General features: G+C 38.2%; 21 protein-coding genes. 4 read left to right on the forward strand and 17 right to left on the reverse strand.

The features are described from left to right. The 12 genes from TT13_RS01270 to TT13_RS01325 form a co-directional block, all read right to left on the reverse strand. Positions 1–720 carry a DUF4176 domain-containing protein gene (locus TT13_RS01270; protein ID WP_027698295.1) on the reverse strand — a complete coding sequence of 240 codons (720 nt, stop codon included), beginning with the start codon at positions 718–720 and terminating at the stop codon, positions 1–3. Then, complete coding sequence (locus TT13_RS01275; RefSeq protein WP_045476306.1) at positions 720–1016, reverse strand: hypothetical protein; 297 nt, start codon at positions 1014–1016, stop codon at positions 720–722. The genes TT13_RS01270 and TT13_RS01275 overlap by 1 nt, the downstream gene beginning before the upstream one ends. Positions 1017–1030: 14 nt before the next feature. Beyond that, positions 1031–1465, reverse strand: coding sequence for a DUF5082 family protein (locus TT13_RS01280; protein WP_027698296.1), 435 nt, complete (start codon positions 1463–1465; stop codon positions 1031–1033). Between the two features lie 62 nt (positions 1466–1527). Beyond that, on the reverse strand, positions 1528–1818 hold the full coding sequence (locus TT13_RS01285) for a WXG100 family type VII secretion target (protein ID WP_027698270.1): 291 nt from the start codon (positions 1816–1818) through the stop codon (positions 1528–1530). A gap of 575 nt (positions 1819–2393) precedes the next feature. Continuing rightward, entirely contained in the window at positions 2394–3131 is a 738-nt protein-coding gene (locus tag TT13_RS01290; RefSeq protein ID WP_145912320.1) for a hypothetical protein, read from the reverse strand. Positions 3132–3670: 539 nt separating this feature from the next. Then, complete coding sequence (locus TT13_RS01295; RefSeq protein ID WP_027698298.1) at positions 3671–4204, reverse strand: hypothetical protein; 534 nt, start codon at positions 4202–4204, stop codon at positions 3671–3673. 43 nt (positions 4205–4247) lie between these two features. Beyond that, complete coding sequence (gene essC / locus TT13_RS01300; RefSeq protein ID WP_027698299.1) at positions 4248–8744, reverse strand: type VII secretion protein EssC; 4497 nt, start codon at positions 8742–8744, stop codon at positions 4248–4250. Further along, a complete protein-coding gene (essB, locus tag TT13_RS01305; RefSeq protein WP_052348502.1) occupies positions 8728–9891 on the reverse strand; it encodes a type VII secretion protein EssB in 1164 nt (387 codons plus the stop codon). Before essB ends, essC begins: the two co-directional genes overlap by 17 nt. A 2-nt stretch (positions 9892–9893) precedes the next feature. Next, positions 9894–10148 carry an EsaB/YukD family protein gene (locus TT13_RS01310; RefSeq protein WP_027698300.1) on the reverse strand — a complete coding sequence of 85 codons (255 nt, stop codon included), beginning with the start codon at positions 10146–10148 and terminating at the stop codon, positions 9894–9896. After that, entirely contained in the window at positions 10145–10675 is a 531-nt protein-coding gene (gene essA / locus TT13_RS01315; RefSeq protein ID WP_027698301.1) for a type VII secretion protein EssA, read from the reverse strand. The genes TT13_RS01310 and essA overlap by 4 nt, the downstream gene beginning before the upstream one ends. Further along, a complete protein-coding gene (esaA, locus tag TT13_RS01320) occupies positions 10672–14007 on the reverse strand; it encodes a type VII secretion protein EsaA (RefSeq protein ID WP_027698302.1) in 3336 nt (1111 codons plus the stop codon). Before esaA ends, essA begins: the two co-directional genes overlap by 4 nt. 76 nt (positions 14008–14083) lie before the next feature. After that, positions 14084–14374 (reverse strand): WXG100 family type VII secretion target, encoded by a 291-nt coding sequence (locus TT13_RS01325; RefSeq protein WP_027698303.1) that lies wholly within the window; start codon positions 14372–14374, stop codon positions 14084–14086. 359 nt (positions 14375–14733) lie between these two features. On the opposite strand from TT13_RS01325, the gene TT13_RS01330 reads away from it, so the two are divergent. Continuing rightward, the gene (locus tag TT13_RS01330; protein ID WP_045476309.1) at positions 14734–15411 is read left to right on the forward strand and encodes a DUF6198 family protein; all 678 of its coding nucleotides are present in this window, start codon (positions 14734–14736) and stop codon (positions 15409–15411) included. A gap of 169 nt (positions 15412–15580) precedes the next feature. On the opposite strand, the gene TT13_RS01335 is transcribed toward TT13_RS01330, so the two are convergent. Together TT13_RS01335 and TT13_RS01340 are read right to left on the reverse strand one after the other, a co-directional pair. Continuing rightward, on the reverse strand, positions 15581–16360 hold the full coding sequence (locus TT13_RS01335) for an ABC transporter permease (RefSeq protein WP_027698305.1): 780 nt from the start codon (positions 16358–16360) through the stop codon (positions 15581–15583). A gap of 29 nt (positions 16361–16389) precedes the next feature. Continuing rightward, positions 16390–17325, reverse strand: a complete 936-nt coding sequence (locus TT13_RS01340) for a daunorubicin resistance protein DrrA family ABC transporter ATP-binding protein (protein WP_027698306.1) — start codon at positions 17323–17325, stop codon at positions 16390–16392. 174 nt (positions 17326–17499) lie between these two features. Between TT13_RS01340 and TT13_RS01345 the strand changes: the two genes are divergently transcribed. Together TT13_RS01345 and TT13_RS01350 are read left to right on the forward strand one after the other, a co-directional pair. Continuing rightward, positions 17500–18024: a MarR family winged helix-turn-helix transcriptional regulator gene (locus TT13_RS01345; RefSeq protein WP_027698307.1), complete on the forward strand. Its 525-nt coding sequence runs from the start codon at positions 17500–17502 to the stop codon at positions 18022–18024. Between the two features lie 496 nt (positions 18025–18520). Continuing rightward, positions 18521–19906, forward strand: coding sequence for an amino acid permease (locus TT13_RS01350; RefSeq protein WP_027698308.1), 1386 nt, complete (start codon positions 18521–18523; stop codon positions 19904–19906). A gap of 101 nt (positions 19907–20007) precedes the next feature. On the opposite strand, the gene yicI is transcribed toward TT13_RS01350, so the two are convergent. Next, positions 20008–22128 (reverse strand): alpha-xylosidase, encoded by a 2121-nt coding sequence (gene yicI, locus TT13_RS01355; RefSeq protein WP_027698309.1) that lies wholly within the window; start codon positions 22126–22128, stop codon positions 20008–20010. Positions 22129–22139: 11 nt separating this feature from the next. Further along, positions 22140–23540: a glycoside-pentoside-hexuronide (GPH):cation symporter gene (locus TT13_RS01360; RefSeq protein WP_027698310.1), complete on the reverse strand. Its 1401-nt coding sequence runs from the start codon at positions 23538–23540 to the stop codon at positions 22140–22142. Between the two features lie 162 nt (positions 23541–23702). On the opposite strand from TT13_RS01360, the gene TT13_RS01365 reads away from it, so the two are divergent. Continuing rightward, positions 23703–24503, forward strand: coding sequence for a helix-turn-helix transcriptional regulator (locus TT13_RS01365; protein WP_027698311.1), 801 nt, complete (start codon positions 23703–23705; stop codon positions 24501–24503). Positions 24504–24703: 200 nt separating this feature from the next. On the opposite strand, the gene TT13_RS01370 is transcribed toward TT13_RS01365, so the two are convergent. Continuing rightward, positions 24704–25009, reverse strand: coding sequence for a DUF2316 family protein (locus tag TT13_RS01370; RefSeq protein ID WP_027698312.1), 306 nt, complete (start codon positions 25007–25009; stop codon positions 24704–24706). Positions 25010–25041: the final 32 nt, after the last annotated feature.

A 25041-nucleotide genomic window follows, 5' to 3' on the forward strand; every position in this document is an offset into this window, starting at 1 on the left:
TTACTCCCCCTCAGATTGCTGACTTAGCTCAACAATCTCTGCTAGGTATTCTCGAGCAACCTCGTCAGGCATAAAAGCTGAAGACACCTGTTGATTGGCTAATTGTGACGCCTTTAAAATCTTCTCTTCCATTTCTTTTTCTAATTCATTGGTGTAACCAGGGGAAACCACGTTCTCAATCATCATATTTGATACACCAATTGGCTCAACTTCTGGTAATGCTCCCAATGGCCAAATCACCGTAATATAATCAAACAAATAATTTGCATATACTCCTGGTAAATCTTGCTTACGTCCAGTGACCATCACTAAAACTTCTTCTTGATCTGAAACCATCTCTTGCCACTTATCAGGTAACATTTCGCGGTTTAACTTTAAAACCGTTCCTAGTGGATGAACTGGGCTATACACAGAATCAATTAATCCCATTAAACGCAACAACTGATTAAAAATCAGGGACTTTCTGTATGGTCCAACTTGTAAATCTACGTTCCCCGTTACCCAATCAAAATCAGCCTTAACTAAAGGCCCCATCATAACTTGGTGTGAAAAAACTTCACCTCGTTTACGGATTACCTGATAAATATCCTTAAACACTGCTTGATTAATACCTAAACTCATTGCTAATGTTATTAAACTATCATCCACCAACGGTGCAATAATTTCGTCTGCTTTTAAAACCGTCTCAATAACCTTATTTGGTTCAATATGTTCTTCCATTATCCTCTCCCCTTAATATGTGTTGCATTCTTAGCAATGTTAGCAGCTGCTTTACCATCAAAATCCACCACATTTTGACCAACAGATAACATCTTCGCAGTATCGTTACTTGCCACTTCCTGCGTTGCTTTAACAACACTGTTTACCTTATTTTGAATATCCTCAAATTTTTTAAAACGCTGAAGGTTAGTGCTTCCTGTACTGGTACCTGAAATAGTTGGTACCGCTGTTGCTTGGGCCTTTGCAGTATTGACCAATTTAGTCCATTCACCATGCGAAAATTTTATTTTTGCCATTTAAATATCCCCATTTATTTAATCGCTGCCATAAGTCCGCTAATTGTTGCATTAATCTCCGCCATTGCTCCACCAACGCTTGACTCTTCAAATTCCAACTTAGCAATTTTACGATTTAAAGCATTAATTTCGTCCTGATTCTTATCATATTCGCTCTTAACGGCCTTAATAATTTGCTCACTGCTTTGTTCAAACTTTTTTCGTCGAGACCCTTTAAAACTCCCTTGTGCAGTTTTCTTAACTTCTCGGTTCACCTTCGATTTAAAACTGTTTAACTCGGACATTTCACGCTCAGCTAAACGTTTAGCATCTTTCAGCCGTTCTAACTTTTGAGCAATTTGTTTATGTTGTCCCATCTTACTGTCATATTCCTTACGGAAATTAGCTACCTTGGAGTTAATTGCCTTATTAGCAGCTTCTTTAACCTTATCTAGTTCACTCTGTCCCATTTTTACCCCCGCTTAAAAAAGGCGATGAATTCATCCATAACCCATCGCCTTTTTATCAAATTTTAAAATCCAAAACTCTTAGCGTCTTGTTGGTCACGCTCTTGAACTGTTTGTGCGTATTGATTCAACTGTTGATTAATATTCGATAGCAATTCTTCAAACTGATTAACTTGCTTTTCCAATTGTGCATATTGTTGCAAATATGACTGGAAAGCTTGTCCTTGCCATTCGGAAGCAATTTGGTCATTCATTGACTTAACTTGTTGCTTGGCTGCTTCAATTTGGTCCCGTGCCTGTGTATAAACCTTTGCTTGTTGAATCAACGTCTCCGGTGTTACTGAAATTTGTGCCATTATTTCCCCTCTTGTTAAAAACCAATTCTTCATTATTTGCTCATCATTTAACTAACTCACTTTAGATATAATATCATGTCAGCTAAATTTATTCAATTGGAATACAAAGAGAATAATTGAATCACTTTAAAAAATGTTTTAATTATTGTTTTTACAAAAATAACAGTTGTTAACATCGTAATGAATTACGCCATCTCCCTTTATATTTATTCTTAGTCAAAAATAAAAGGTCACTCCATCTTCCAAAACATTAATTTCCTAACTCACTAAAATAACTTACAAAATTTGAAACATTGTTCCACATGAAACCCTCAAGTTTCAAATACTAATTCACAAATAAAACTGGGTAACTCTCTTAGTCCATCTATTTCAAATTTTATTCTTAGCTCCTTAAAACCATGATATTTCTAATGCTCTGTACAATAATTAAAATATCCTGCCATAACCACATAACTTCAATCTAAAACCTCGCTTATCCTAGTTCAAAACCTCCTACCATAGATTTACCTATCCTCTCCATTACAGCGCTAGAAAAATAAAAAATCCGACTAAATCAATAGTCGGATTTCTCATTCTTATTGCGATTCAAACCGTTCTTCTGGGTTCTTCAAATTCTTATAATCCATATTCATCTTAGAAATTAGTTTTTGTGAATCGTCCTTAAAAGAACCATACATCATTCCACCGCTCATACTAATAATCGTCTGCCACTGTACATTCTTCATAGTCGTTTCAGCTGCAGTCATGCCATCAGGAACTTGCGCATATTGCATTGTATACTGACCATCATTGCCTATAACGTATCGGTAAGTGTGTTCTGCCCAATTACTCAAACCATCATTAACATTTGTAAAGTATATATAACCGTTACTACCAAGGTAGACTTCAAAATTTGCTCCTGAAATGGGAACTTTATCATGATCTGAAGCCCAAGCATAATAAAGCATTACAGCGAGTTGCTGCTTCTCACTCGCTTTTTCAAAATCCTCATCGTCCTTCTTATTCGTATATTTAATTTCCTGTGCTTGCGTAACCAAAGCCTTGCTAGCATTTTGATACTTCTTACTATCAGCATACTTAATTGCTAACTTTTTAAGGGAGTATACATGTGGCGCTTCATAGTCTGACGTTTTTACGTTCATCATATAGACAAACAACTTATCCTTGTCCCAACGTATTTTAGCAGAACTAATCGTATACTCAGATGAGCTCACCTTACTAAACACTACATACTTATTTTCTTTAGTTATATCCGTATCATATGTTATATGTTTACCCTGTGCATCATTCACTTGGGGCTTTAGATAACTCATCTCAAGTGCACCCAATGTAAGTTTTTGTTTGCTAGTTAGTTGCTTATAATCAGTATTTAAATGATTGCTTCCCACTTCTTTAGGTCTTGAGCTTATGTAAAAATACAATACTCCCCCTACTACAACTAATATTACTAACCCAATTAATAAACTAAACAACTTTTTCTTCTTCACAATTGTATAATCCCATTCCTAATATTCTATAACGTTTAGTATATCAGTTATATTAATTTATATCACTAACCATCCTCAAGTGTAACTCACTGGCTTTTGAGTTTACTCACTTCTCAAAACTACATTTAGTCCAAAATTTCCACCTTTTCTCTGGAATTATAGTATTATCCCTATACACCATTTCAAAATATTACTCGCCTCAGCACTCTAAAGACCAACTAACAATACTTTTAACGTAATACCATTTAATTCATTTATTATATATGAGCTAATTTTAATAGCTTGCTTTAAGTAAAAAAATGACCATTAAGAAATTTCTTAATGGTCACTCAGTATTTATGTTTCATGTGGAACAGAAACGCAATTTAAAATATAGCTATCACACTAACAACCACACCTGCAACGGTTGCCATTGTAATAATTGAATTAAGTCTTGCTGCATTAGAATTATTGACTTCTGCCTGATTCTCCGCATTTCTTCGTTGCTGCTCTTGTTCAACTGCAAGAAGCCCTCGCCGTCTAATGTAAAAGAATACTCTTTCTTGGTCAACATTCTTAATATCTATTTCACTGTCTTCACTATATCCTATTTTACTAAAATCTGTTTTATGTTTATCTACTTCAATATAACCATACTGAAGTAGATGTTTAATAATTGTTCGATAAAAATTGACGCCTGATTTTTTTGCATATAAATTTCTTTCACGATATGGCCAGACCAGCATTTTATTTATATGCCTTGTTCTATTTATATAACTTTTTTCCATAAGTAATTCTTTCATAGAAACTGATACACCAAATTTCTCATGGGGATTTTTCTGTATTAAATAGAACATCTCCAAAACGTATAATTCATCAGCTGTCAATTCGCCAACATTTTCTTGAATTGTATTATTCATTAATATTTCACCTTTATTGTCAGAATGGTAAGCTCATAAAAAACTAGTGCTCACCACCGGGCAACATAATCCGTGAGGTATGTCGTCCATTAAAGTAGTTCGTCTGGTCTTCTGGAACCTCTGGCTCATTAAAGTTGGACTTAACCTTAACGTACTTTTGGTCATTCAATTTTGAGCCAACCAAACCAGCCCGCACAATGCGCTTCAAGTAATTCGAAGCTTCATTCATATCAAAGTCCAAAGCACTCTTCTCTGCTTGAATAATTAAATGAATATTGCTCTCTTTAACGTGTTTAATAATCTTATTGAAAAAGGCTTCTGAGGGCATCGTCTGCATTGTAAACTCCTTCCAACTAGGGAAGTACCAAATTGCTGATGAATTGCCCTCTGCTTGCATAATTCGATTATCAACAGCCATTGCAAGGTTTGGCAAAACTTCACTAAATTTGTCAGCCTTCAAGACCTGAGTAAACCTAGCGTCATCTTCAGCAAACTGATCAGCTGCATCAAAAATGTATACTTCCGCTTGGTTCTCACTTTGTAATTGCGCCAAATCCTCAATGACAATTGGTGTTAATAGCTCAGCCTGGGTTGGCGTCTCATTAACAATTAAGAAGAAATCATCCTGCTCAGGTTGATAACCAACAATTTCAGTTGTTTCAACGTCCATCCCCATTGGAAGATTACCAAGGGTTAACTGCTTTTTAACTGCCGGTAGCGCATAGAAATCCCTAACTGATAACTCAGTTGGTAGCATTGGCACACCACTTGGCCGGTCACCTGACCAGGCTGCATCCATTGCCTTAATCTCATTCTCCATCGCGTTCATACGCTCCAAATCAGCTTCACCCTCAGCCGGTAAGTAAGTTTGATAACCAACTGGCTCCTCTAGCTTAATTTGCGCTCTTCCAATTATCTCTTGTTGTAGAATTGCGTCATTACCAATCAAGCTACGCGCTGATGTATCGTCCACTAAGTAATAAACTAGTAGATTTGGCATATTCGACATCATCGAAATCTTAAAGGTATTTTCACGCAGAGCCGTTGTGATGAAATACATTCCTACATTGGCACCCTCACGAAGTAATTGATTGAAAATTGGTTCAAGCCGATCTTCTAAATCACTTTCCCGTAAGGCATCATAGGCATCAACAACTGTGACAATAACTGGTAACTGCTGACCAGTTTTACTCTCATACTGTGACAGACTCGCAACTCCATCCTGTGCAAACATTGCCTTTCGTTCGTCCAAAGTTTCATGAATGCGCTTGGCAAACTTGATAACCTTTTCCTCTTCGTCCAAACGTGCCAAATCAGCAACATGCGGTAAATTCTTAACTGGGAACAAACCATTTGTTCCAAAATCTAGCAAATTGAACTGAACTTGTTCAGGCGTATTTACCCGTGCTAAGTTCATGATAATTGTCTGTAACGCAATCGTCTTACCATAACCAGCTGAACCAAAGATCGCCGTGTGACCCATTTCTTCTAAGTCAAAGTTCAAAACCTCTTGCGCTTGTTTTGCTGGTAGGTCCATTACACCAAATGGTACCGCTAACTGCCGTTCACCATCCAACCAATGCTGCTTGAAGTCAGCGACCGGCGTGATAAGATGTTCACCCAATGGTGGCAACCAAGGCTTTTCTGGAATTGCTGCAGCATTCTCCTTAGCCAAGTCAGCAATATAATCAACAATTGCCTCAAGTTGGGAGACTTTCTCTGCCTTATTAAGCGCCGCTGCATCCGTTTGGGCATCATCTTCATCCATGTCTGTCGCAATTAACTGACGTTGGCCTAAATCATTAACCAGCCATATCCGCTCATCGACCTTATCTTCAACAACAGCTTCTGGGTCATAAGTTGCACCTGACCAAGCACTTTGGAATAATTCGTAAATTTCATTATTTCCAACTTGTAGATATGCTCGTCCAGGTTCGACAATACTAGCTGCATCCGGTGTTTTTAAAATTTCTTGTGAATCTTGAACATCCTGCACTTTCAGTGCCAACTTAAAGCGTGAATTAGACCAAATTTGGTCATCAACCACCCCTGATGGCTTCTGAGTCGCCAAAATCAAATGAATTCCAAGCGACCGTCCAATACGGGCAATTGACACTAATTCAGCCATAAAGTCTGGCTCATTTGCCTTTAATTCGGCAAATTCATCCGAAATCAAAAAGAGATGCGGGATTGGCTCCGTTGGGTATTTTTGCTTATCAGGATCATCATTGGCGATGTTCTTACCCTTTTTATAAAGCTTTGCATATTTGGTAATATTATTGACGCCAAACTGATTAAACATGGCCTGACGCTTTTGTGATTCCGCACGAATTGAGGCTAACGCACGTGCCGAGGCGGCACCATCCAGATTAGTAATTGCCCCCATTAAGTGTGGTAAATTTTGGAACAAATTGACCATTCCACCACCCTTAAAATCAATTGGCAAAAATCCAACATCTTCAGGAGCAAAGTTTACGGCCAATGACAAAATATAACTTTGTAAAGTTTCCGACTTTCCTGAACCAGTTGTACCCGCAACCAGACCATGCGGACCATGTGCGCGTTCATGCAAGTTCAAATCAACTACATCATCCTTCCCCCGTAAACCAAGGGGGACGGCCAATGATTTACTAGTATCGGCCTTATCCCAGCGACTAACAATGTTTAATTCCTCAATCCGTCGAACATTGTACATATCCAAGAAAGTAACTGCTTTTGGAATCGCATTTTTTTCAACTTCAACGTGCTTTAGGTTTGCCAGACGCGTAGTCAATTCACCAACTGTTGTGTTCTTTGGTAACTGCAATGGCTTGAAATTAATCTCACGTAATTTCTGATCTTCAGTGATCAACTCAGCCGCAGCATTTGAAGTATATTCAACCATAGTTGTTACCGTTTCTGGTAACATCGCCCGATCTTCCTTCCCCCAAATAACTGACACACCATATTGGTTCATATCTTCAGCTAAAAACTCATTTAGCCCGTGTCCAGCAAGCCAGGAACTATCCAAGATTACTAAGACATATTGCACTGCAAATTGCGGTAAGTCGCGTCCAGCTTCCCGTACCAGTTGACGACGCTTGTTTAACAACTGGTAAAACGAGCCTAAGACCATATCACGTGATTGTGCGTTATGAATGATTCCACGTAAATTCAATTCTTGCATTTGAAAATGAGGTAACCAGCGCCAATCAGCCCAATCGCTATCGTAGCTTTGTTCCGGCACCAAGGCGATAAACTGAACATCGCGATAAGAATGGAAAGTCGCAATTTGCAATAAAGTCGTTGTAACCGCGTTCTTCAAAATCGGATAAACACCGACCAAACCGACTGTCTGATTACGTAATGTAGTACTAATTGGCATATTATCTAATTGGCGATACTGGCTAACTAAATCCAAAGCACTTCGTTCTAAGTCATCCTTTGGATCACCTTCCAACTTGAAGTCAATTGTATAAGAGGCGGCAACATTTCCTTTACCCAAAGAGAAGTTTAAATAATCTTTATTGTCAGCTGTTTTTTCATAAATTCGCGAATCATAATTTTCAATTAACTCGGCTAATTCACCCATATCAGGGTATTGGTACTCTTCGGCATGCCTTTGAACTTTTGCAGCTTCTTTTAGCTCAACTGATTTTTGCAAAAGGTAGTGCTGGTAACGGTCAAGGCGATCCTCTTTGGCCATTTTATCAAGCTTCTTATTCTTAAAATAAGATGCGCTTGTTAAACCTGCCGTGAAGATTCCAGCTCCTCCCATCCCCAATGACAATAATGGGTTACGACCAGACATTACCGCCATCAAACCACTCATTGCAAACATTCCTAATGGTGGTAAAATTGTGCGCATTAACTCACCCTTTTGACCTGGTTGTTCTGCCTCAGGTAATGCTAATGCAATCTCATTGGTTGGCTTCGTATATATAATTCTTGGCGACCTACGGTAATCAGGAAACTCAACGGGATAAGTTGGCTCGTACTTAGTCTCACGCAATTCCGTTTCATCTAAGGCAAAATCATTCCAGATTCCAGTCAGTTTTAATTGGTCTTTTGCTCGCTCGATTAAAATACCATTCACTAATAAACGAGTTCCAACAACAAAGTCACCTGTCAGCTCAGCGACGCGCTGGTTATTCACGAACACAGCCTCACCACGGCTATATACGCTAAAGGTCAAGCCTTGCGCATCTTTGCTAATAATCGCCATACTATTGCCAGCCGCCGTCTTAATCGTTGCATGTTCATCACTATTAACCGTCATCGTTTGACTTGGTAAGTTCGTCGTGATTGTTATAAGTTCCGTATGGTCCTTAATTAAAAGAGAGTCATTTATTGGTAGCTCACTAGTCAATTGCTGGCCATTTATATCAATTACGTTATTATCGCTTAATTGATAGGTTGGCTTCGTTCTTGATAGTTCACCATGTTCAAAGTGATCGGTTAGATAAAATACATCTAACTTAACATCCGCCTTACTAAGAATCTGATCATCAATATTAGCTACATCAGGAAATGCTGCTGACTCATTACTTTTCAACGCCATCAGTGCTTCCCCCTAACTGCTTAACGTACTTGTTAATCTGTTCTTTATACGTAGCCAACAATTCTTGCTTCTTATTTCCTGACATCTTAGTATTTGCCTGCGTACTATCGTAAAGCTTGGTATAGGCATGCAAAATCAATTGGTCATCACCGACATTTTTCGCCAAACTCAAAGCCTTATCAAAATCGCCACGGCCTAGGTATATCCAATACAACAAGATATTTGTTTCTGTACGTTGCGAAAGATTATTCAAAACGATTTTTTTCTGTGCTGAAGTCAAAGAATCTAAATTGACATAGCTAGCAGCCAAAACATACTGCGCTGATTTAGGTAATGATTCAGGTTGATCATTTTCTAGAGTTTTAGTTGTCCCATCATAATCATTAGTCATAAAATCGGCTTGACTTGCGATTACGCGTTCTTGTTTAGGTCCCACCTCAATCCCTTGATAAACTGCATAACTACCAACTGCCACAACAACCGCAATTGCGAGCATAAAGCCATACTTATATAGCTTAAAGGTGGCTTTCTTAACAAGCTCCTTAGAACTTTCTTGTTCGTTTAATGTAATCTGTAAGTGATTATCAACCAACGTCCGCAATTCATCCAATGAAGCTGCATTCAAAATAGCCCGGCTGAATGTATCACGGACAACTTTTGCATCACCCATTGCATCTTCAAAGGTCAATTTTGAATTTAAAATTGAAGCTACCAAGGCCCGCAAAGCGGCCAAATCTGCAACATCACTATTTTGCATTGGCACCCAAAGGTCACGCCAACCACGATGCGCAACCTTAAGGTCACCAGCTACCACAAATAAATTAATTGGATTCAAAACTGGAATAAGATCACTATTAAAATAATCCCCTAACTTAATTGCCTTTTGGGCCAACCGTAAACGCTCAACCATACTCTGTTTTGCAAGTGCGTGGTGCAAGGACACCGCACCCTTTGGTAGCTCATACGCAAAATAAAGTTGGCTATCTTTAATTTGTCCTTTTCCTGCAATAAATGTCGAATTAGTAGAAACCAAGCTGTCTAGCATTGCTTCTGATATATCACGGTATTGGCTTGCATTTAGTACAACAGTTACTTCATTCTTTACCCGTGTAATGTCCAGTAACTCTTTTCCTACTTGAATTTCCATCTTTACTTCCCAACCTCAATCTCAAACTGATCCCCATTACCAACCGGATATGCACTCAATGGCACATTCTCTGATAAACTTACTGTCTTGTTTTTAATCCTTAACTGCCAATTTACTGGCAAATTAATCCCTAATTCTTTAAACACAGCACTCAATAATTGCTCTAAGCGTGATAATGTCACTGCGACTGGTATCGCTAAATCAACTACCTGCCCCTGGTACCAAACTCCAATATTTATGGCCGTTCCCTCAGTCATCCTAATTCCCCACTATTTTTCTTACGCCCCAAGTTACGAATTTGTCCAGCATATTTCTGACCGATAAATACGCCAGCAACCACAACTGCTAACCCAATTAAAATCAACATTATCCTGGTTAGCCAAGTTATAAACACTTGTGTACCATAACTTACTGCTGAACCTTGCTGACTCGTTCCAGACTTATCCCAATTAACATTTTTACTTGTAAACAATGCTTTTTCACTTTGATTACTATTAATTTGGTCATTTTGCCCTTTTGATTTAACAAAATCAGCTTTTTTCGCTGCTGCAAGTGTCTGCTCATCGGCCCGTTGGGCTTTCTTCACAATTGCCGTTTTGGCTTGCATAAACAAGTCGGGTGCAACTTGATACTCAATATTTTGATCACTAACTTTTGTTGTCCCATCAGACCCGGATAGCGCTTGATCATTCAACTCTAAGTTACCATTATCCGCATACACCGGGCTGGCAGTTAGTGCTAGTAGTAGCACAACAATAAATCCTACTCCCTTGGTCTTTTTCATTCCCCATCCAACTCCTCTAAGCTATAAGTAGCTTTTGGCTTTACAAAGAAATTCGCAATCAAGGCACCCAAGATAATAATCAAAAATACCAATATGGCTTGCCAACCAACCGTTCCGCCGCCATAAACTACCGTGAATAAGTTTTCAATATTTTGGAAGGGTGACAAACGATATAACCAAATGAACCAAGTTCCTGTCGAAACAGTCAGACCCAAAACTGGTGTGAGCATTAAGTAAAAGGCGATTAATGCACCAACAATCATTGCTCCAATCTTACCTAATAAACGCCAAATAACCGTTGTTAATAGAATTCCCATAGCAATTACCAACCCAAAGGTTAGCATCAAAACTGGTGATACCAATCTAAAAGTCATCTTCAAGATTAATGCCAGTAAAATACCTAGACCAAAGGCTGTAACAATCGTTTTAAGCGCAATTGGTGTGTTATACCAAGACCTGGTTAGCACCCGCATTCGATCAATATCGGTCAATTTACGTAGTTGTTCACTCTTTACAAGTAGATATGCTGTGACAATCATAATTACAGCACTAATTACGGTTAACAAATACGGTACCAACGTTGTTTGCTGATAAGCACCCGTCTTTCCGACACTCGTCAGCGGATTAGCCAAAAAGCCAAAGACGTGCATATTATTGGCCCCACCATTATGCGTATTTGCCAAGACCTTACCAAAATTATTTGAGTAAGTCTGATTATTGGTAACCGTCTTTGTCATCGTTGAACTCAATCCATTCATGTCATTCAAAACATTGCTGACTGAACTTTTCACGTCCTTTGTGGTAGCAGTTAAACTCTTAAACTCCTCAGTTAATGGTTTTATTTCCGCCGCTGATTCCTTTGTTGTATTAGCTGATTCTTTTGATGATTTGGCTAATGTTTGGAATTGCTCACCAAGTGACTTTCCTTGGTCATTGTCATAATAGATTGTATTTTCATTAGCTGTACCTTCGTGATACTGATCATATTTAACCGTCTTACTTGGGTTTTTCTGCCAAGTTTTATACTGCGTATCAATCTCTGTCATCGCTGTCCCATACCAGCTCCAAACCTTGTCAGCTTGCTTTGTGAAAGTTTGCGGATTCGTCATTAAACTCAATGTCTTACTCAAAGAATCACCATTATCACCGCCAATGACTTCACCAAGTGCGTTATATTGCTCCGTACTTGAATTAAAGACCACTAATCCATTTTCTTTAAAGCTCTTAAGCATCGCTCCGGTTATCATGTCAGTTCGCTGCGTTGTGGTTAATTTATTGTAAAGTTTATAAACTGAATCACTAGCTGCCACTTGATCCAAGGTTTTACCCTTGGTCAATGTCTTCGCTAAAGTAATTACATCTACCTTATCTGGCTTACTATAAAGCAAGGCAATGTTAGCGGCATTCGTATCTAATACATTTAACTGCCCTAGTAATTGGGGCAAGTCAGCTTTGATTGCCCGTGCTGATTTTGTAATGTCAAAGAACACTGCAAATTCTTGGCCTTCACCTTTATCACCAAGAACATTTCCAGCCTCCTTGCCGTCAACACTTTTTAGTAACTTTACGTTTGTATCAAAGTAGCCACTTGGTGTATCACTTCCTAGTTGCCATTCAAAATCCAACGGTACTGCATCCAATGTCTTCGTTTCCGTAGAACTTGGATGTTGCTTGCCATCCTTGTCAGGCACCATCTTAGGTGTAATCTTAATTTGTTTATCACTAAAAGCTATATCTACTGCATCCAAGCCACCCAACTGGTTACTAAGCTCTTGCTTTAAGTTACCCGTCTTTTCCAACGTAACCGTTCCACTACCAGTATTAGCTAAAGTTAAAGTAGTTGTCTTCCCTAAATCAATTTTTGTACCAAAAGAACTTGTCTTCTCTTCGGTCGGCTTCACCGTTGCATCTTCTATATCGTCAGTACGATACTTAAACGCTGATGTATTACTCGTTGGTAGAGTGACGCCGTTATCACTAGCATACTGCCGAATAACTTTAAGCTCAGCTGCATATTGGTCTGCTTGGCTTTCAGTAATCAAGTGATTACTTGCTAATTTCTTGACCATCAATCCTAAATCATCTGCATTTAAAGTTGATAAACTGTCAGCGATATTGATGAAAGTTTTCTCGGGTAAATTCGTTTGCTTATTGTCATCACCACCCACGATCCAATCTTGCAAAGCCTTTTTAACTTTTTCATCCGATAAATCATTAGCTGACAACACTTTGGTCGCATTGGCTAATGAACTATCACCAAAGAATTTTGTAGCAATTTGCTCTCGAAGCTTCTGCACATCACCACGTTGCCTAATTAAAAATGTCAGCTCGTGCCTTAGCTCCTTAATTCTTGCTGATTGATTATCAGAGAAATCTTTACCGGTTTTACTAAGGTCTGGCAAAATTCCTGTTTTTCCATCTTTAGCATCCAATAATAGAAATTCACGTAAAAGTCGTTTATCCAGATTGTCATAATACTGTTGATAAACCTTAGTATCATCATCAGACTGACTTGTAACGACCGCTTGCCCCGTCTTTTGATTTAATTGACTGATTTTTTCTTGAAGTTTGACATAATCCTGCAAAGTCAATGCGTTATCGGAAATGCTGTCACTATTTTGCGTCAATAATTCTTGGGTGCCCTTGGAGAATTGATTCTGCTGGTCTCCCCATGCATTATTCTGTTGTTCCAGTCCATCCGCATAACTTGTGACCGCCGAAAAGGTATCTGGCAAACCATTCAATGGCTTTGCAACATTATTCGTTAGCTTTTGTGTTTGCGTTGATTGTCCCGTGACAATTCCTGAAACATTGCGTTGTGCTTCTGAAAGATTATCAACAATACTGGTCAAATACATTTCAACGATTTTTTTATCAAAAGTATTTAAAATTCCACCAACTTGTTGCTTGATAGCCGAAGTTGCAAGCGCATTTTTACCATCACGCACCTGATAGTTAATTTCCGCGCGGGTTGGATTGATACTTTTTAAATCTAATAAATGCGTTGTAAAATCTTGCGGAATTACAATTTCAGCATCATAAGAGCCGTTTTTCAAACCTGCGTTCGCTACATCTAAAGTAGCGCTCGTCCAAGTATTATTACTATCCTTACCGATTAAATTTAATAATTCTTGTCCAAGATTATATTTTTTATTATTGAAACTCCCCCCGGTATCCTCATTTACTAGGATATAATTCATGCTTCCTGTTTTTTGTGTGTTCACGCGGTGAACCGCCTGATTGCCAAATGCAACCCAACCTAACCCACAAGCCAAGGCTAACCCCATGAAAATTATCGAAGCCGTTTTTAGCTTCTTGCGAACCCCACTCATTTACTTAATCTCCTATTAGTCCCCAAAAAAAAGATGGGTTCAAACGAACCCATCAAAATTTACTCGTCAATTATTTTTAGAACCCAAAGCTTTTAGCATCTTGTTGATCACGTTCTTGAACTGTTTGAGCATATTGGTTCAATTGTTGGTTAATGTTTGATAGTAGTTCCTCAAATTGGTTAACTTGCTTTTCCAATTGTGCATACTGTTGCAAATATGATTGAAAAGCTTGTCCTTGCCATTCTGAAGCAATTTGATCATTCATTGACTTGACTTGTTGCTTAGCAGCTTCAATTTGATCCCGCGCCTGTGTATAGACCTTAGCTTGTTGAATCAACGTCTCTGGTGTTACTGAAATTTGTGACATTAGTTTTCCCCTCTTTTAAACCTAATCCAATAATTGTTCAAAACTTAACAAAGTTTCTTTAGACATATTATCATGTACTTTTAAATTATGCAAACGAACTGCAAAAATAATAATTAAACAATTCTTAGAAGTGAATTAACAATTGAACATAGTGAAGTATCTGTAAAATTGAAATTAAAGATGTTTTTAACATATCCAATCCTTAACTCCGCCAAAGACTTATGTCTATGTAAGTTTAAATGATTACCCATCTACCCACTGGCTAGCCAATCATCAGCTACTTGCTATCAGTTAAATATATAGTATCCTTACTTTATAAAAGTGTAATTGTAATTGTAATTTTCAGTATGGGGGCTTTTATGTACGAAAAAGATGGGCAAAAGAAACCTTTAACTAGTCTACAAACCATTTTATTGTTCACGATTGGCTTACTTTTTGATGCCGTTGGAAATAGCTTTACTGTCGCAACAAATATGGGATCAACTCCTTGGACTGCGTCAGCTGCTAATTTATCCTACATTTCTAATATCTCAATCCCAATTATTTTATTTGCCTATGGCTTAATTGCTGCAATTGCAAATGTCATCATCCTAAAACAGTTTGATTGGCGGCGCTTTTTAGGCAATATGATTTTTGTTATCCTGTTTAGCCTCATTATTGGAATCGTCGACGATTTTTTTATTCGCTTAGGCCTCATGTTAGCCCCACTCTGGATAAGAATAATTATCGATTTGATTGCGGTTACTTTAGTTGCAATTAGCATTTCAATTACCCAGCGTCTACAATTCGTCCTCCATCCAATCGATGATTTAGTAGTAATTACGCGCTTTAAATATTTTCATGGGGATGCTAAGCTCTCACAAGCGATCAACTTTTCTTTACCAATGTTAATATCTTTAGGGGTATGGATGAGTACTGGTCGCTTAGCAGCTATCAGCATCGGAACTTTATTTTTATTCCTATTTCAAGGCTATATTATTCAACTTTCAGATCATTTAGTCTTTCCACACCTAGTTCATAATTTTGAGCGCTTTTGATTTAAGCCTAATTGCGTTCAGAAAATTAATCTGAAAGCTATTTTATCGTTGATTTCAATAGGTACAAAAAAGAGTGCAACTAGCTTTGCGAAGTGCCCCATAATTGTTAGATTTTTTGTCTAACAATTATGGGGCACTTCACACTTCATTGTTGCACTCTTTTTATTTACTAATTCTTTTTGTTATAAGCTAAGACGGTTAGTGGTGCAAAGATTATAACAATTAATATTCCTGCCCCTAAGACAATCCAAGCCTGTTTACTCCAAGTTCCTTGCTCCAACATTATTCGTGTGGCCTTAATCACGTAAGTAACTGGGTTAATATTAACAATATTTTGCATTAGCTTAGGCATCGTTTTAACGGGAACAAAAGCACTAGACATAAATGAAAGTACCATCATTGTTATCATCGAAAAGCTCTGCACCATTGTTGAACTTTTTGCTAATAGACCAAATAAAGCAAAAACCCAGCTTAACGCCCAGCCTAAGAAAATAGCTAATAAAGCAGCGGCAACAACCCAAGTAAAACTCACTGCTGGCCGCCAACCCATGATAAATCCAGTCAGTAAAGACACAGTTGTTGCAATCAACAAACGTAAAATATCTGCAAAAAGCTGGCCTGCTAACGGAGCAATGTGGGCAATTGGCAATGACTTAAAACGGTCAAACACTCCAGAATCAAGGTCATCACGGATTTGCGTTCCTGAACCAGCCGCCGCCGATAATAATGTTTGAATTAATATTCCCGGTACAATCGTTGGTAAATAAGCCTTAACATCACCCGCGATAGCTCCACCAAAAAGATACCCAAACATTAACATAAACATTACCGGTTGAATAATTACATCCATGAACTGTTCTGGGTTGTGAATGGTCTTAAGTAAGTTACGATAAGCCATTGTGGCTGTATTAGCAATTACATTTGTTTTTTGTACACGTATGTCCATCATATTTTCTATCCTCTAATCTTACTAATGTTTTAATTTTTACCAGTGGTTAATGCAAAAAATACATCATCCATTGATGGTTGTTCTACTGATAGATTCACAATATCAATGGCTGCTTCCTCTAAGCGATTTAAAATTCCCGTTACCTGCTTAGTATCATCTAGTGGTGCTGTCAAAATTTGTTTTTTAGTTTGGACTTTGCTTTTTAGAAAATCATCGAGTAGAGATGTCGCTTTTTGTGCATCCGCATCGTTCAAAAGCTCCAAGCGTAACTTTGCCCCACCAACTTGCGCTTTTAGCTCAGCCGGCGCACCAATGCTGACTAGTTTCCCATGATCAATCACAGCAATTCGGTCAGCCAATTCATCAGCTTCCTCTAGGTATTGTGTTGTTAAGACAATCGTTGAACCTTGTTGAACTAAAGATCTAATCGTATCCCACATCTGTGTTCTAGTTCTCGGATCTAGTCCAGTCGTTGGTTCATCCAAAAAAATTAGAGTTGGTCGTGAAATTAGACTTACCGCTAAATCCAAACGACGCCGCATGCCACCTGAGAAATTGGAGATTGCTTTATCAGCCGATGCCTGCAAAGCAAATTCAGCCAGTAATTCGTCTGTGCGCTTCTTGGCTGCACTTCGACTCAAACCATTAAGCCTTGAAAAAATCATTAGATTCTCGCGGGCCGATATATCCTCATCAACCGAAGCATACTGCCCAGTCAAACCAAACATTGACCTAACTAACTTATCGTTCTTTTGTGTATCATAGCCAAAGATTTTTATTGAGCCACTAGTTGGTTTTAATAGGGTTGTAATCATCCTTAGTGTGGTTGTCTTCCCCGCTCCATTAGGCCCCAATAGGCCAAAGACTTCCCCCTTTTTAACTTTTAGTGATATATCATCAACTGCTGTTTGTCCCGAAAAAACCTTGCTTAAATTATCAATTTCAATTGCATATTCTTGATCCATCATAATGCCTTCTCTACTTAATTCATATTAATCAGGTTACCTGATTAATATCATAATAAGGGTACCTTATTAAATAGTCAAGTCTTTTAATCTGGCACCCTTACTATTTCATTGAATTAACTGACTAGACTTCCTATAATGGAACTAGAATATTTAGTCTAGGATGGTGGTTATATGGATTCATTGTTACAAAAACAAAAATTAGCTGAGAAAATGTTCGAATTTTCCTGGATGCAACATTTATCGGATGAACAAGCTGATCGTCACGAACAACATGACCACACCTTTCAAGGTCAAAATAAAATTTTAATTGCTTTGGCTGAGGAAGATAATATTTCGCAAAAAGAACTAGCTAATCGGCTAGGTTTAACCCCTCAATCAACAGCTGAATTTATTTCAAAACTAGTTAAAAAGGGTCTCGTAACAAAGGTCGCATCTACTACTGACCGCCGTGTTCAATTAATTAAAATCACTCCAAAAGGCCAACATGTGGCTGATAAAAATATTGCTGTAATTCCTGACTATCTTGATTACCTTTCTGCTGAAGAACAGGTTGAACTTACTAAGATTTTGGACAAAATAATTGTTGGTATTCGTAAAGATCTTTCTTTTGATGGCCATTCAATCCATAACTTTGCTCATCGTATGATGTACAATCACATCAACAAACAATTACACCCTGATGATTTAAATGAATAATATTAAAGCCCGTATAACTAATATTGTTATACGGACTTTTTCTTGTCTATTGCGTACATGTTCCACATGAAACGCCAAGTAATATGCGCATTATTGACTGGCAGTTGCTTTGACTTTTCTGGCAATAACCTGGCAAAGTCAATACTATTTACCGCAATGAAATATTAATAAAGAATTGCATAGCTCCAATTAATTTCATTTCCATCAATAGCTGTAATCTAAAATAGATACAACATAGATTGTTATTCTTGATGTAAAGTGTTACTATTCATTCAATTAATGTTTTAAGTGGAGGAACTTGTTATGAACAAGAAATTTTTCAAATTGAATACTCTAGGATTAGCGATAACCACCACCTCAACCACTACTATCATCGGTTGAGGATTTTTGAAGCACTGTAAATAATAACAGCTATCAAGCCCCCTCAATTAACAAGAAACTTCATGTTTCGATTGAGCGGGCTTTTTTGTATCTCAAAATAAGAAACGGATTTATTATGGAAAAACAACCTAAAGAACTTAGTCTAAAACGTTCACTGTCATCGAATCAAATGCAAATGATTGCCCTTGGTGGCACCATTGGAGTTGGCCTCTTTATGGGCTCTACAGCGACAATTAAGTGGACCGGACCCTCAGTGTTACTAGCTTATGCATTTGCTGGTTTAATTTTATACTTAGTCATGCGTGCCTTAGGAGAGATGATTTATATCAATCCGACAACTGGTTCTTTCGCTGATTATGCAACAAACTATATTCATCCCCTAGCCGGTTTCCTCACCATGTGGAGCAATATTTTCCAATATATTGTCGTTGGTATTAGTGAAGTATTAGCGGTCAGCCAATATATGAACTATTGGTGGCCCCATTTACCGGGGTGGATTGCTAGTTCAGTTGCCCTATTCACCCTACTTGCTGCTAATCTGCTCTCTACCCGGGCTTATGGAACAATTGAATTTTACTTTGCATTGATTAAGGTTGTTACCATCATTTTGATGATTATTGTCGGACTATTTGTCATCTTTCTAGGTTTTGGTAATAACTGGGTTCCCCTAGGCTTGTCAAACCTCTGGGCGCATCATGGCTTCTTTACTGGTGGTTTCATGGGTTTCATCTTCTCACTGTCAATCATTGTTGGTTCATACCAAGGAATCGAAATTCTTGGTATTACAGCTGGTGAAGCCGCTAAGCCACAGGAAGCGATTATCAACTCTGTTAAATCAATTGTTTGGCGAATCCTGCTCTTCTATATTGGTGCAATTTTTGTCATTGTTACTATTTTCCCCTGGGACCAACTTGCTTCAGTGGGTTCCCCCTTCGTAGAAACATTCTCCAATGTCGGTATCACTGGGGCTGCTGGTATTATAAATTTCGTCGTCCTAACCGCTGCGATGTCTGGAGCCAATTCTGGAATTTATAGTTCCAGTCGAATGCTTTTCAAACTTTCTAGTGAAGGTAAAGCTGCTAAGATTTTCAAAAAATTATCTAGGCGGCAAGTCCCATCAATCTCTATCCTTGCTATCTCAGCTGGTATTTTCATCGGAATTATTCTTAATACAGTTCTTTCGATGTTTACGACGGTTGGTGCTAATATCTTTGTCCTAGTATATAGTTCCAGTGTTTTACCTGGCATGGTTCCTTGGTTCGTAATTCTTTTATCTGAATTGATTTTCCGACGCTCAAATCAAGAGTTACTTACTACACACCCTTTCAAAATGCCCCTATATCCACTTAGCAACTATTTTGCCCTTGTTTCACTACTTGCCATTGTAGTCTTTATGTTCATTAACCCTGATACACGAATTTCAGTATCAATCGGTCTGCTCTTTCTCTTACTGCTAACTGCTATCTTTCTATATCAGCAAAAGAAACAAACTACAATTTAAAAAATAGCCTTAGCGAATTTTAACGCTAAGGCTATTTTTTTGCTAAGCTGTTTCACATGAAACAACTTACTTGTAAATAACTTTTAAATAAGTAACTTACTTTAGATTAACCTAAATAGTGGCAAACTGTGGAAGTCATATTTTTCAACAAACCACTTACCACCCTCAGCTACTTCAATGATTCGACCATCAATTATATGTTCCCACTTACCAGCTGGCAGGTAATAATCAACTGTACCATCCTCAGTCATAACTGGTGCAACTAATACTTTACTACCCAACATATACTGCCGATCAAGGGGCGCACAATTTGGATCATTTGGAAATTCTAGATACATTGGCCGCATCAATGAAATACCTTCATCAACCGACTGCTTGGCTTCTGCATAGATGTAAGTCATCATTTCCTGCTTAAGTTTAGCAAATTCACGGGTAACTTGAACTGCTTCCTCATCAAACAACCAAGGCACGCGATACTCAATATTACCGTGATAACGAGAATGCGAAGACAATAGGCCAAATTGGGTCCAGCGCTTATAGATTACGGCTGATGCGTTATCTTCAAAGCCACCAATATCGTGACTCCAGAAAGTAAAGCCGGAAGATAGGAAGCTCAAACCACCACGGAGCGTATCAGCCATTGAATGGAATTGTGATAAATTATCACCACCCCAATGAACCGGGAATTTTTGACCGCCAACGGTTGCCGAACGGGCAAAGACAACTGCTTCATCAGCCCCTTTTTCTTTGACTAGCACATCATAGACGGCTTGATTATAGCGATAGGTGTAATAATTGTGTTCACCTTCAGGATTATTTCCATTAAAGTAAACAGCATCATGCATTGGGATGCGCTCACCAAAATCAGTCTTAAAACAATCAACTCCCATATTAATCAGCCGTTGTAATTGCCCCTGATACCACTCAACTGCAGCTGGATTTGTAAAGTCTACAAAAGCATTACCAGGTTGCCACAAGTCCCACTGCCATACATTTCCATCGCCCTGCTTTATAAAGTAGCCATTTTCCTTACCAATTTTAAACAAGGGAGATTTTTGTGAAATATAGGGATTAATCCACACACATACCTTTAAGCCACGATCGTGGATTCTTTGTAACATACCAACTGGGTCAGGGAATTGGTCTTTATCCCACTCAAAGTTAGTCCACTCAAATCCCTTCATCCAAAAACAATCAAAGTGGAAGACTGAAAGCGGAATATCACGTTCAGCCATTCCATCAATAAATGACATAACCGTCTTTTCAGAATAATCAGTTGTAAACGATGTTGATAACCATAAGCCAAAAGTCCATTCAGGTGGTAGCGTTGAGCCGCCCGTTAATTTGTTGAATTTCCCAATAACTTCCTTAGGCGTTGCACCTGAAATAATGTAGTAAGATAAGTCTTCACCCCGTTTTGAAAATGAAACTCGGTCAACAACCTCACTGGCAACCTCGAAACTGACTGGCTTGCTTTCATTAACAAAAATTCCATAGTAGGTGCCAGGATTCCCTGCAAGACCAGCTTTGCCCGCCAAATAAAAGGGAATTGACTTATAGGTTTGTTCTGAACCTGTTCCACCATCCCGATTAATAATATCAATCGTTTGACCATTCTTTACAAAGGTTCCAAACTGTTCACCAAAACCATACACATTTGTGCCGGGTAAAAGACTAAGTTGTTCGCGCATATAGTGGTCGGCCCGTCGAACCATCCTTTGTGGCAGCATTGATTGTGCACCCGTTACAGAATTAGCGTGCATCACTTCACCAAGCTTTTGACCAGTTAAGTCAGCAATTGACGCCTGCGCTTTATATTGTGAACCGGTAATCCGCTGTCCTTTGTACAAGACATCCATATTAAAGGCATCATGCAAGGCAAAATCAACTGATAAATCACCAGAAGTAAAACTAGCCCTTTTTTCATCAACATGTGCATGTGCATGTGTTTCCTCAGTCACCAAATCATATAATGGCACCCGATCATCTTGATCAAAATGCACTAAATTAACGCCGATGACCCCATCCATTGGTGACGTTAGCGTAATTGTTGAATTACCAATATCAAGCATATTACTGCGTGAATGCAACCGTTGATAACTCGCATAAAGCGTTAATTTTGTTTGTGCAGCCGTTTCATCAACGACTGCTTCATAAGCTTCTAAAGGCGAGTTAATAATATATTGTTCTTGACCCAGCCAATAGCCATTTGAAAATTTCATTTTTCCGCCCCCTACTCTGCTTCTAATTCTGCCGTATGCTTAGCTTTTAAATCTTTCAACATTTGTGGCTCAAGCTTATCAACATTATTGAACAATAAGGCAACCGCTGATGCCGCATAACCAATAAAGGGAATCCAGATGAAGCCTAGCGTAATTGCATTCAAAGAGGCACTACTTTGTGCAGCTGAACCAGCAATATAATGCCCAGCGGCCAAAACAGCTGCTAAAATCATTGAGCCTAAGCCCATGCCTAATTTAGCTGAAAATGATGAGAATGAAGTAACGAAACCTTCAGCTCGCACGCCATTTTTCCATTCACCAAAATCAACGGCATCAGATAACATAACGGCAATTAAGGCGCCGGTTAAGCCGTAAGAAATATAGTATAGAACAATTCCAATCAAAATTACTGGAATCGAATCACCCATACGGTCAGCTAGATATAAAATCAATTGTGAAACAGCTGTCCCAGTCATCCCTAGTAGCATTGTGTTCCGCTTACCAATCCACTTTGAGCAGAAAGGAATTAATGCCGTTGATAGCACCGTAATGATTGTACCGGCCAAAACTAGGGAACCAAGACCCTCATTATGTAGATTGTACTTAAAGTAATAAGGTAGTGCCGATGCCCGGACTGCAAAGCCACCCCAATAGATAAAGTTGATGAAAATAATAATCGCCCATGGATAATTTCCTTTGAGCGCCTTAATTGATTCGCGCATTGGAACTGCCCGCTGCGAGTCACGCGTTACAACCCGCTCACGAGTACCTGAAAAGGCAATTAACAAAGCCGCAACTGTAATGACGGCTAAAATCACAGCCCAGATAAACCAACCAACTGATGATGTTGAAGGGTCTTTAGCCCCCTTATCAAAAATTCCAGCAAATAAAATCACGGCTGGTAAAGTCAAAGGCAAAAAAATCGCTGCTCCAAAATTACCGAATAATTGCCGCACTGTTGATAAGGTAATCTTTTCTGAGGGACTTGATGATAATGTGGGCAAGATTGAAGTGACTGGAATATTGATACCTGAGTACAATACTTTCGCTCCAATATATGCGATGTAAATCCAAATGATTTTACCAGTCTGCCCAAAAGGTACATTGGTAAAGGCCATTACACAGAAAATTCCAAATGGAATTGAAAACCATAACCAATATGGTCGTGACTTTCCCCAACGTGTTTGTGTTCGGTCGATAAATTGACCCCAAATTAGGCCATCAAATGAATCAATAATTGCCGAGATTGCAAACAAGCCCGTAACGGCGGCAGCAGCTATGCCCATTGTGTCGGTTGCAAAAACTAAAAAATAAGTTCCTACGATTTGGAAAATCGTATTACACCCAAAATCGCTCATTGCATAAGAAATCCGCTGTCCCCAAGGGACTTGGTGGTTATTTTCAGCGTCCATAATACCTACTCCTTAAAACATGGTTAACAAAATTTGCTTATAAATTTGCTTGTGCACGCAAATCAAGTTATCATGTAGACGCTTACATTCAAATGGCTTTTTTTATTTTAGTAACAATTTGAAAATAATTAAGTAAGAATTTGAAGTTTTCAGGAGAGAATAATGGATACTAATCAACATGAAGCCATTCATGCGAATCATGACGTTTTGGTTCGCTTTTTTTTATCAACAACCAATCAAGCTGGCGTTTTTCCGCTACACTGGCATCAAAGTATTGAGCTTATTTATGTTCTAAGTGGTGAGGTGATTTTTACAGTTAATTCCGAGTCCTTTAGCATCAAAGCAAACCAGTTTTTTATAATCCCTTCCAGTGTTATTCATTCAGATGTACACACTGCTAATCAAGCCTACGTCATTCAAATCCCCCTACGTTTTTTTTATAACTTTGGCATGAATGCTGAGAATTGGCGGATTGATTATAATAAATTAGGCGACCTTGATCACCAAACCGTCCTACGCCACTTCAACCACCTCTATCAAATTTATCAAGCTAAGGCCCCAGGTTATCTATTTTCATTTTATTCAGTTCTGTTGATTCTTTTAGAGCAAATTCAAGTCACTTGTATGCTTGAAAAAAGAGCAATCCTTACTCAAAAAGATCAAATTAACGATGTCATTGATTATATTAATGTCCACTTTACTGAAAAAATCACCGTGAATACGCTAGCTGCTACCTTTGGTTACAATCCAAATTATCTTAGTCGAAAGTTTAAGACTACCACTGGCTATACACTGATTAATTATCTATACAGTTTACGTGTTAATCGTGCCTATCTAATGCTCATTGAAACTGATGATTCAATTAAAACGATTTTCCAAAATGTCGGCCTGCCAAACAACCAAACAACCAAACAACATATCACTACTTTAAAAAATTCTTTGGTGAAGGGCCTTTGCAATTAAGAAAAAACAAGCAAGCCATTAAAATCATTTCAGACTCACCTAATGAAATTTAAAACTAATAAACATTGATAATCTTTCAAATCCGATACATAAATGCTCAAATAAATAAGCCATCAATTGTTGTGATAGCAATTGATGACTTATTTATTTGGTAAAGTTAGCTTTTTACTAGTGCTGTTCCACATGAAACATCCCTTAAATTAGTTCCGCGTAATTTTTTGTTGGTCAATATACTGACTATTTAAAAACCAATATTCATGGTAATCCCCTACTAAGGCTGTATAATCTATTGCTACTTTACCGGCAGCCTGAATTTTATCAGCCAAATATTCTTTTAAAACCCAAGGATTTTCAATTACATTTGTTTGTAAACTGAAAATTTGCTCAATCACTGCCGCGTTCGTTTGTAAATCATTAGCGATTTCTTCAAAAGTAAGCCCAGCAATTTCTCGATTAGCAGCTAGTTCTTTAATCGTATTACGCTTTTCAATAAAATTTAGTGACATCCTTAAATCCAACCTTTTAAATTTATTAACTT

It is taken from the genome of Weissella oryzae SG25 (genome assembly GCF_000691805.2).
Taxonomy (GTDB): Bacteria; Bacillota; Bacilli; order Lactobacillales; family Lactobacillaceae; genus Weissella; species Weissella oryzae.

Excerpts from the sequence above, each read along its gene's own strand:
- TT13_RS01270 (WP_027698295.1), bottom strand. The coding sequence starts at position 720 with ATGGAAGAACATATTGAACCAAATAAGGTTATTGAGACGGTTTTAAAA.
- TT13_RS01275 (WP_045476306.1), bottom strand. The coding sequence starts at position 1,016 with ATGGCAAAAATAAAATTTTCGCATGGTGAATGGACTAAATTGGTCAAT.
- TT13_RS01280 (WP_027698296.1), bottom strand. The coding sequence starts at position 1,465 with ATGGGACAGAGTGAACTAGATAAGGTTAAAGAAGCTGCTAATAAGGCA.
- TT13_RS01285 (WP_027698270.1), bottom strand. The coding sequence starts at position 1,818 with ATGGCACAAATTTCAGTAACACCGGAGACGTTGATTCAACAAGCAAAG.
- TT13_RS01290 (WP_145912320.1), bottom strand. The coding sequence starts at position 3,131 with ATGAGTTATCTAAAGCCCCAAGTGAATGATGCACAGGGTAAACATATA.
- TT13_RS01295 (WP_027698298.1), bottom strand. The coding sequence starts at position 4,204 with ATGAATAATACAATTCAAGAAAATGTTGGCGAATTGACAGCTGATGAA.
- essC (WP_027698299.1), bottom strand. The coding sequence starts at position 8,744 with ATGGCGTTGAAAAGTAATGAGTCAGCAGCATTTCCTGATGTAGCTAAT.
- essB (WP_052348502.1), bottom strand. The coding sequence starts at position 9,891 with ATGGAAATTCAAGTAGGAAAAGAGTTACTGGACATTACACGGGTAAAG.
- TT13_RS01310 (WP_027698300.1), bottom strand. The coding sequence starts at position 10,148 with ATGACTGAGGGAACGGCCATAAATATTGGAGTTTGGTACCAGGGGCAG.
- essA (WP_027698301.1), bottom strand. The coding sequence starts at position 10,675 with ATGAAAAAGACCAAGGGAGTAGGATTTATTGTTGTGCTACTACTAGCA.
- esaA (WP_027698302.1), bottom strand. The coding sequence starts at position 14,007 with ATGAGTGGGGTTCGCAAGAAGCTAAAAACGGCTTCGATAATTTTCATG.
- TT13_RS01325 (WP_027698303.1), bottom strand. The coding sequence starts at position 14,374 with ATGTCACAAATTTCAGTAACACCAGAGACGTTGATTCAACAAGCTAAG.
- TT13_RS01330 (WP_045476309.1), top strand. The coding sequence starts at position 14,734 with ATGTACGAAAAAGATGGGCAAAAGAAACCTTTAACTAGTCTACAAACC.
- TT13_RS01335 (WP_027698305.1), bottom strand. The coding sequence starts at position 16,360 with ATGATGGACATACGTGTACAAAAAACAAATGTAATTGCTAATACAGCC.
- TT13_RS01340 (WP_027698306.1), bottom strand. The coding sequence starts at position 17,325 with ATGGATCAAGAATATGCAATTGAAATTGATAATTTAAGCAAGGTTTTT.
- TT13_RS01345 (WP_027698307.1), top strand. The coding sequence starts at position 17,500 with ATGGATTCATTGTTACAAAAACAAAAATTAGCTGAGAAAATGTTCGAA.
- TT13_RS01350 (WP_027698308.1), top strand. The coding sequence starts at position 18,521 with ATGGAAAAACAACCTAAAGAACTTAGTCTAAAACGTTCACTGTCATCG.
- yicI (WP_027698309.1), bottom strand. The coding sequence starts at position 22,128 with ATGAAATTTTCAAATGGCTATTGGCTGGGTCAAGAACAATATATTATT.
- TT13_RS01360 (WP_027698310.1), bottom strand. The coding sequence starts at position 23,540 with ATGGACGCTGAAAATAACCACCAAGTCCCTTGGGGACAGCGGATTTCT.
- TT13_RS01365 (WP_027698311.1), top strand. The coding sequence starts at position 23,703 with ATGGATACTAATCAACATGAAGCCATTCATGCGAATCATGACGTTTTG.
- TT13_RS01370 (WP_027698312.1), bottom strand. The coding sequence starts at position 25,009 with ATGTCACTAAATTTTATTGAAAAGCGTAATACGATTAAAGAACTAGCT.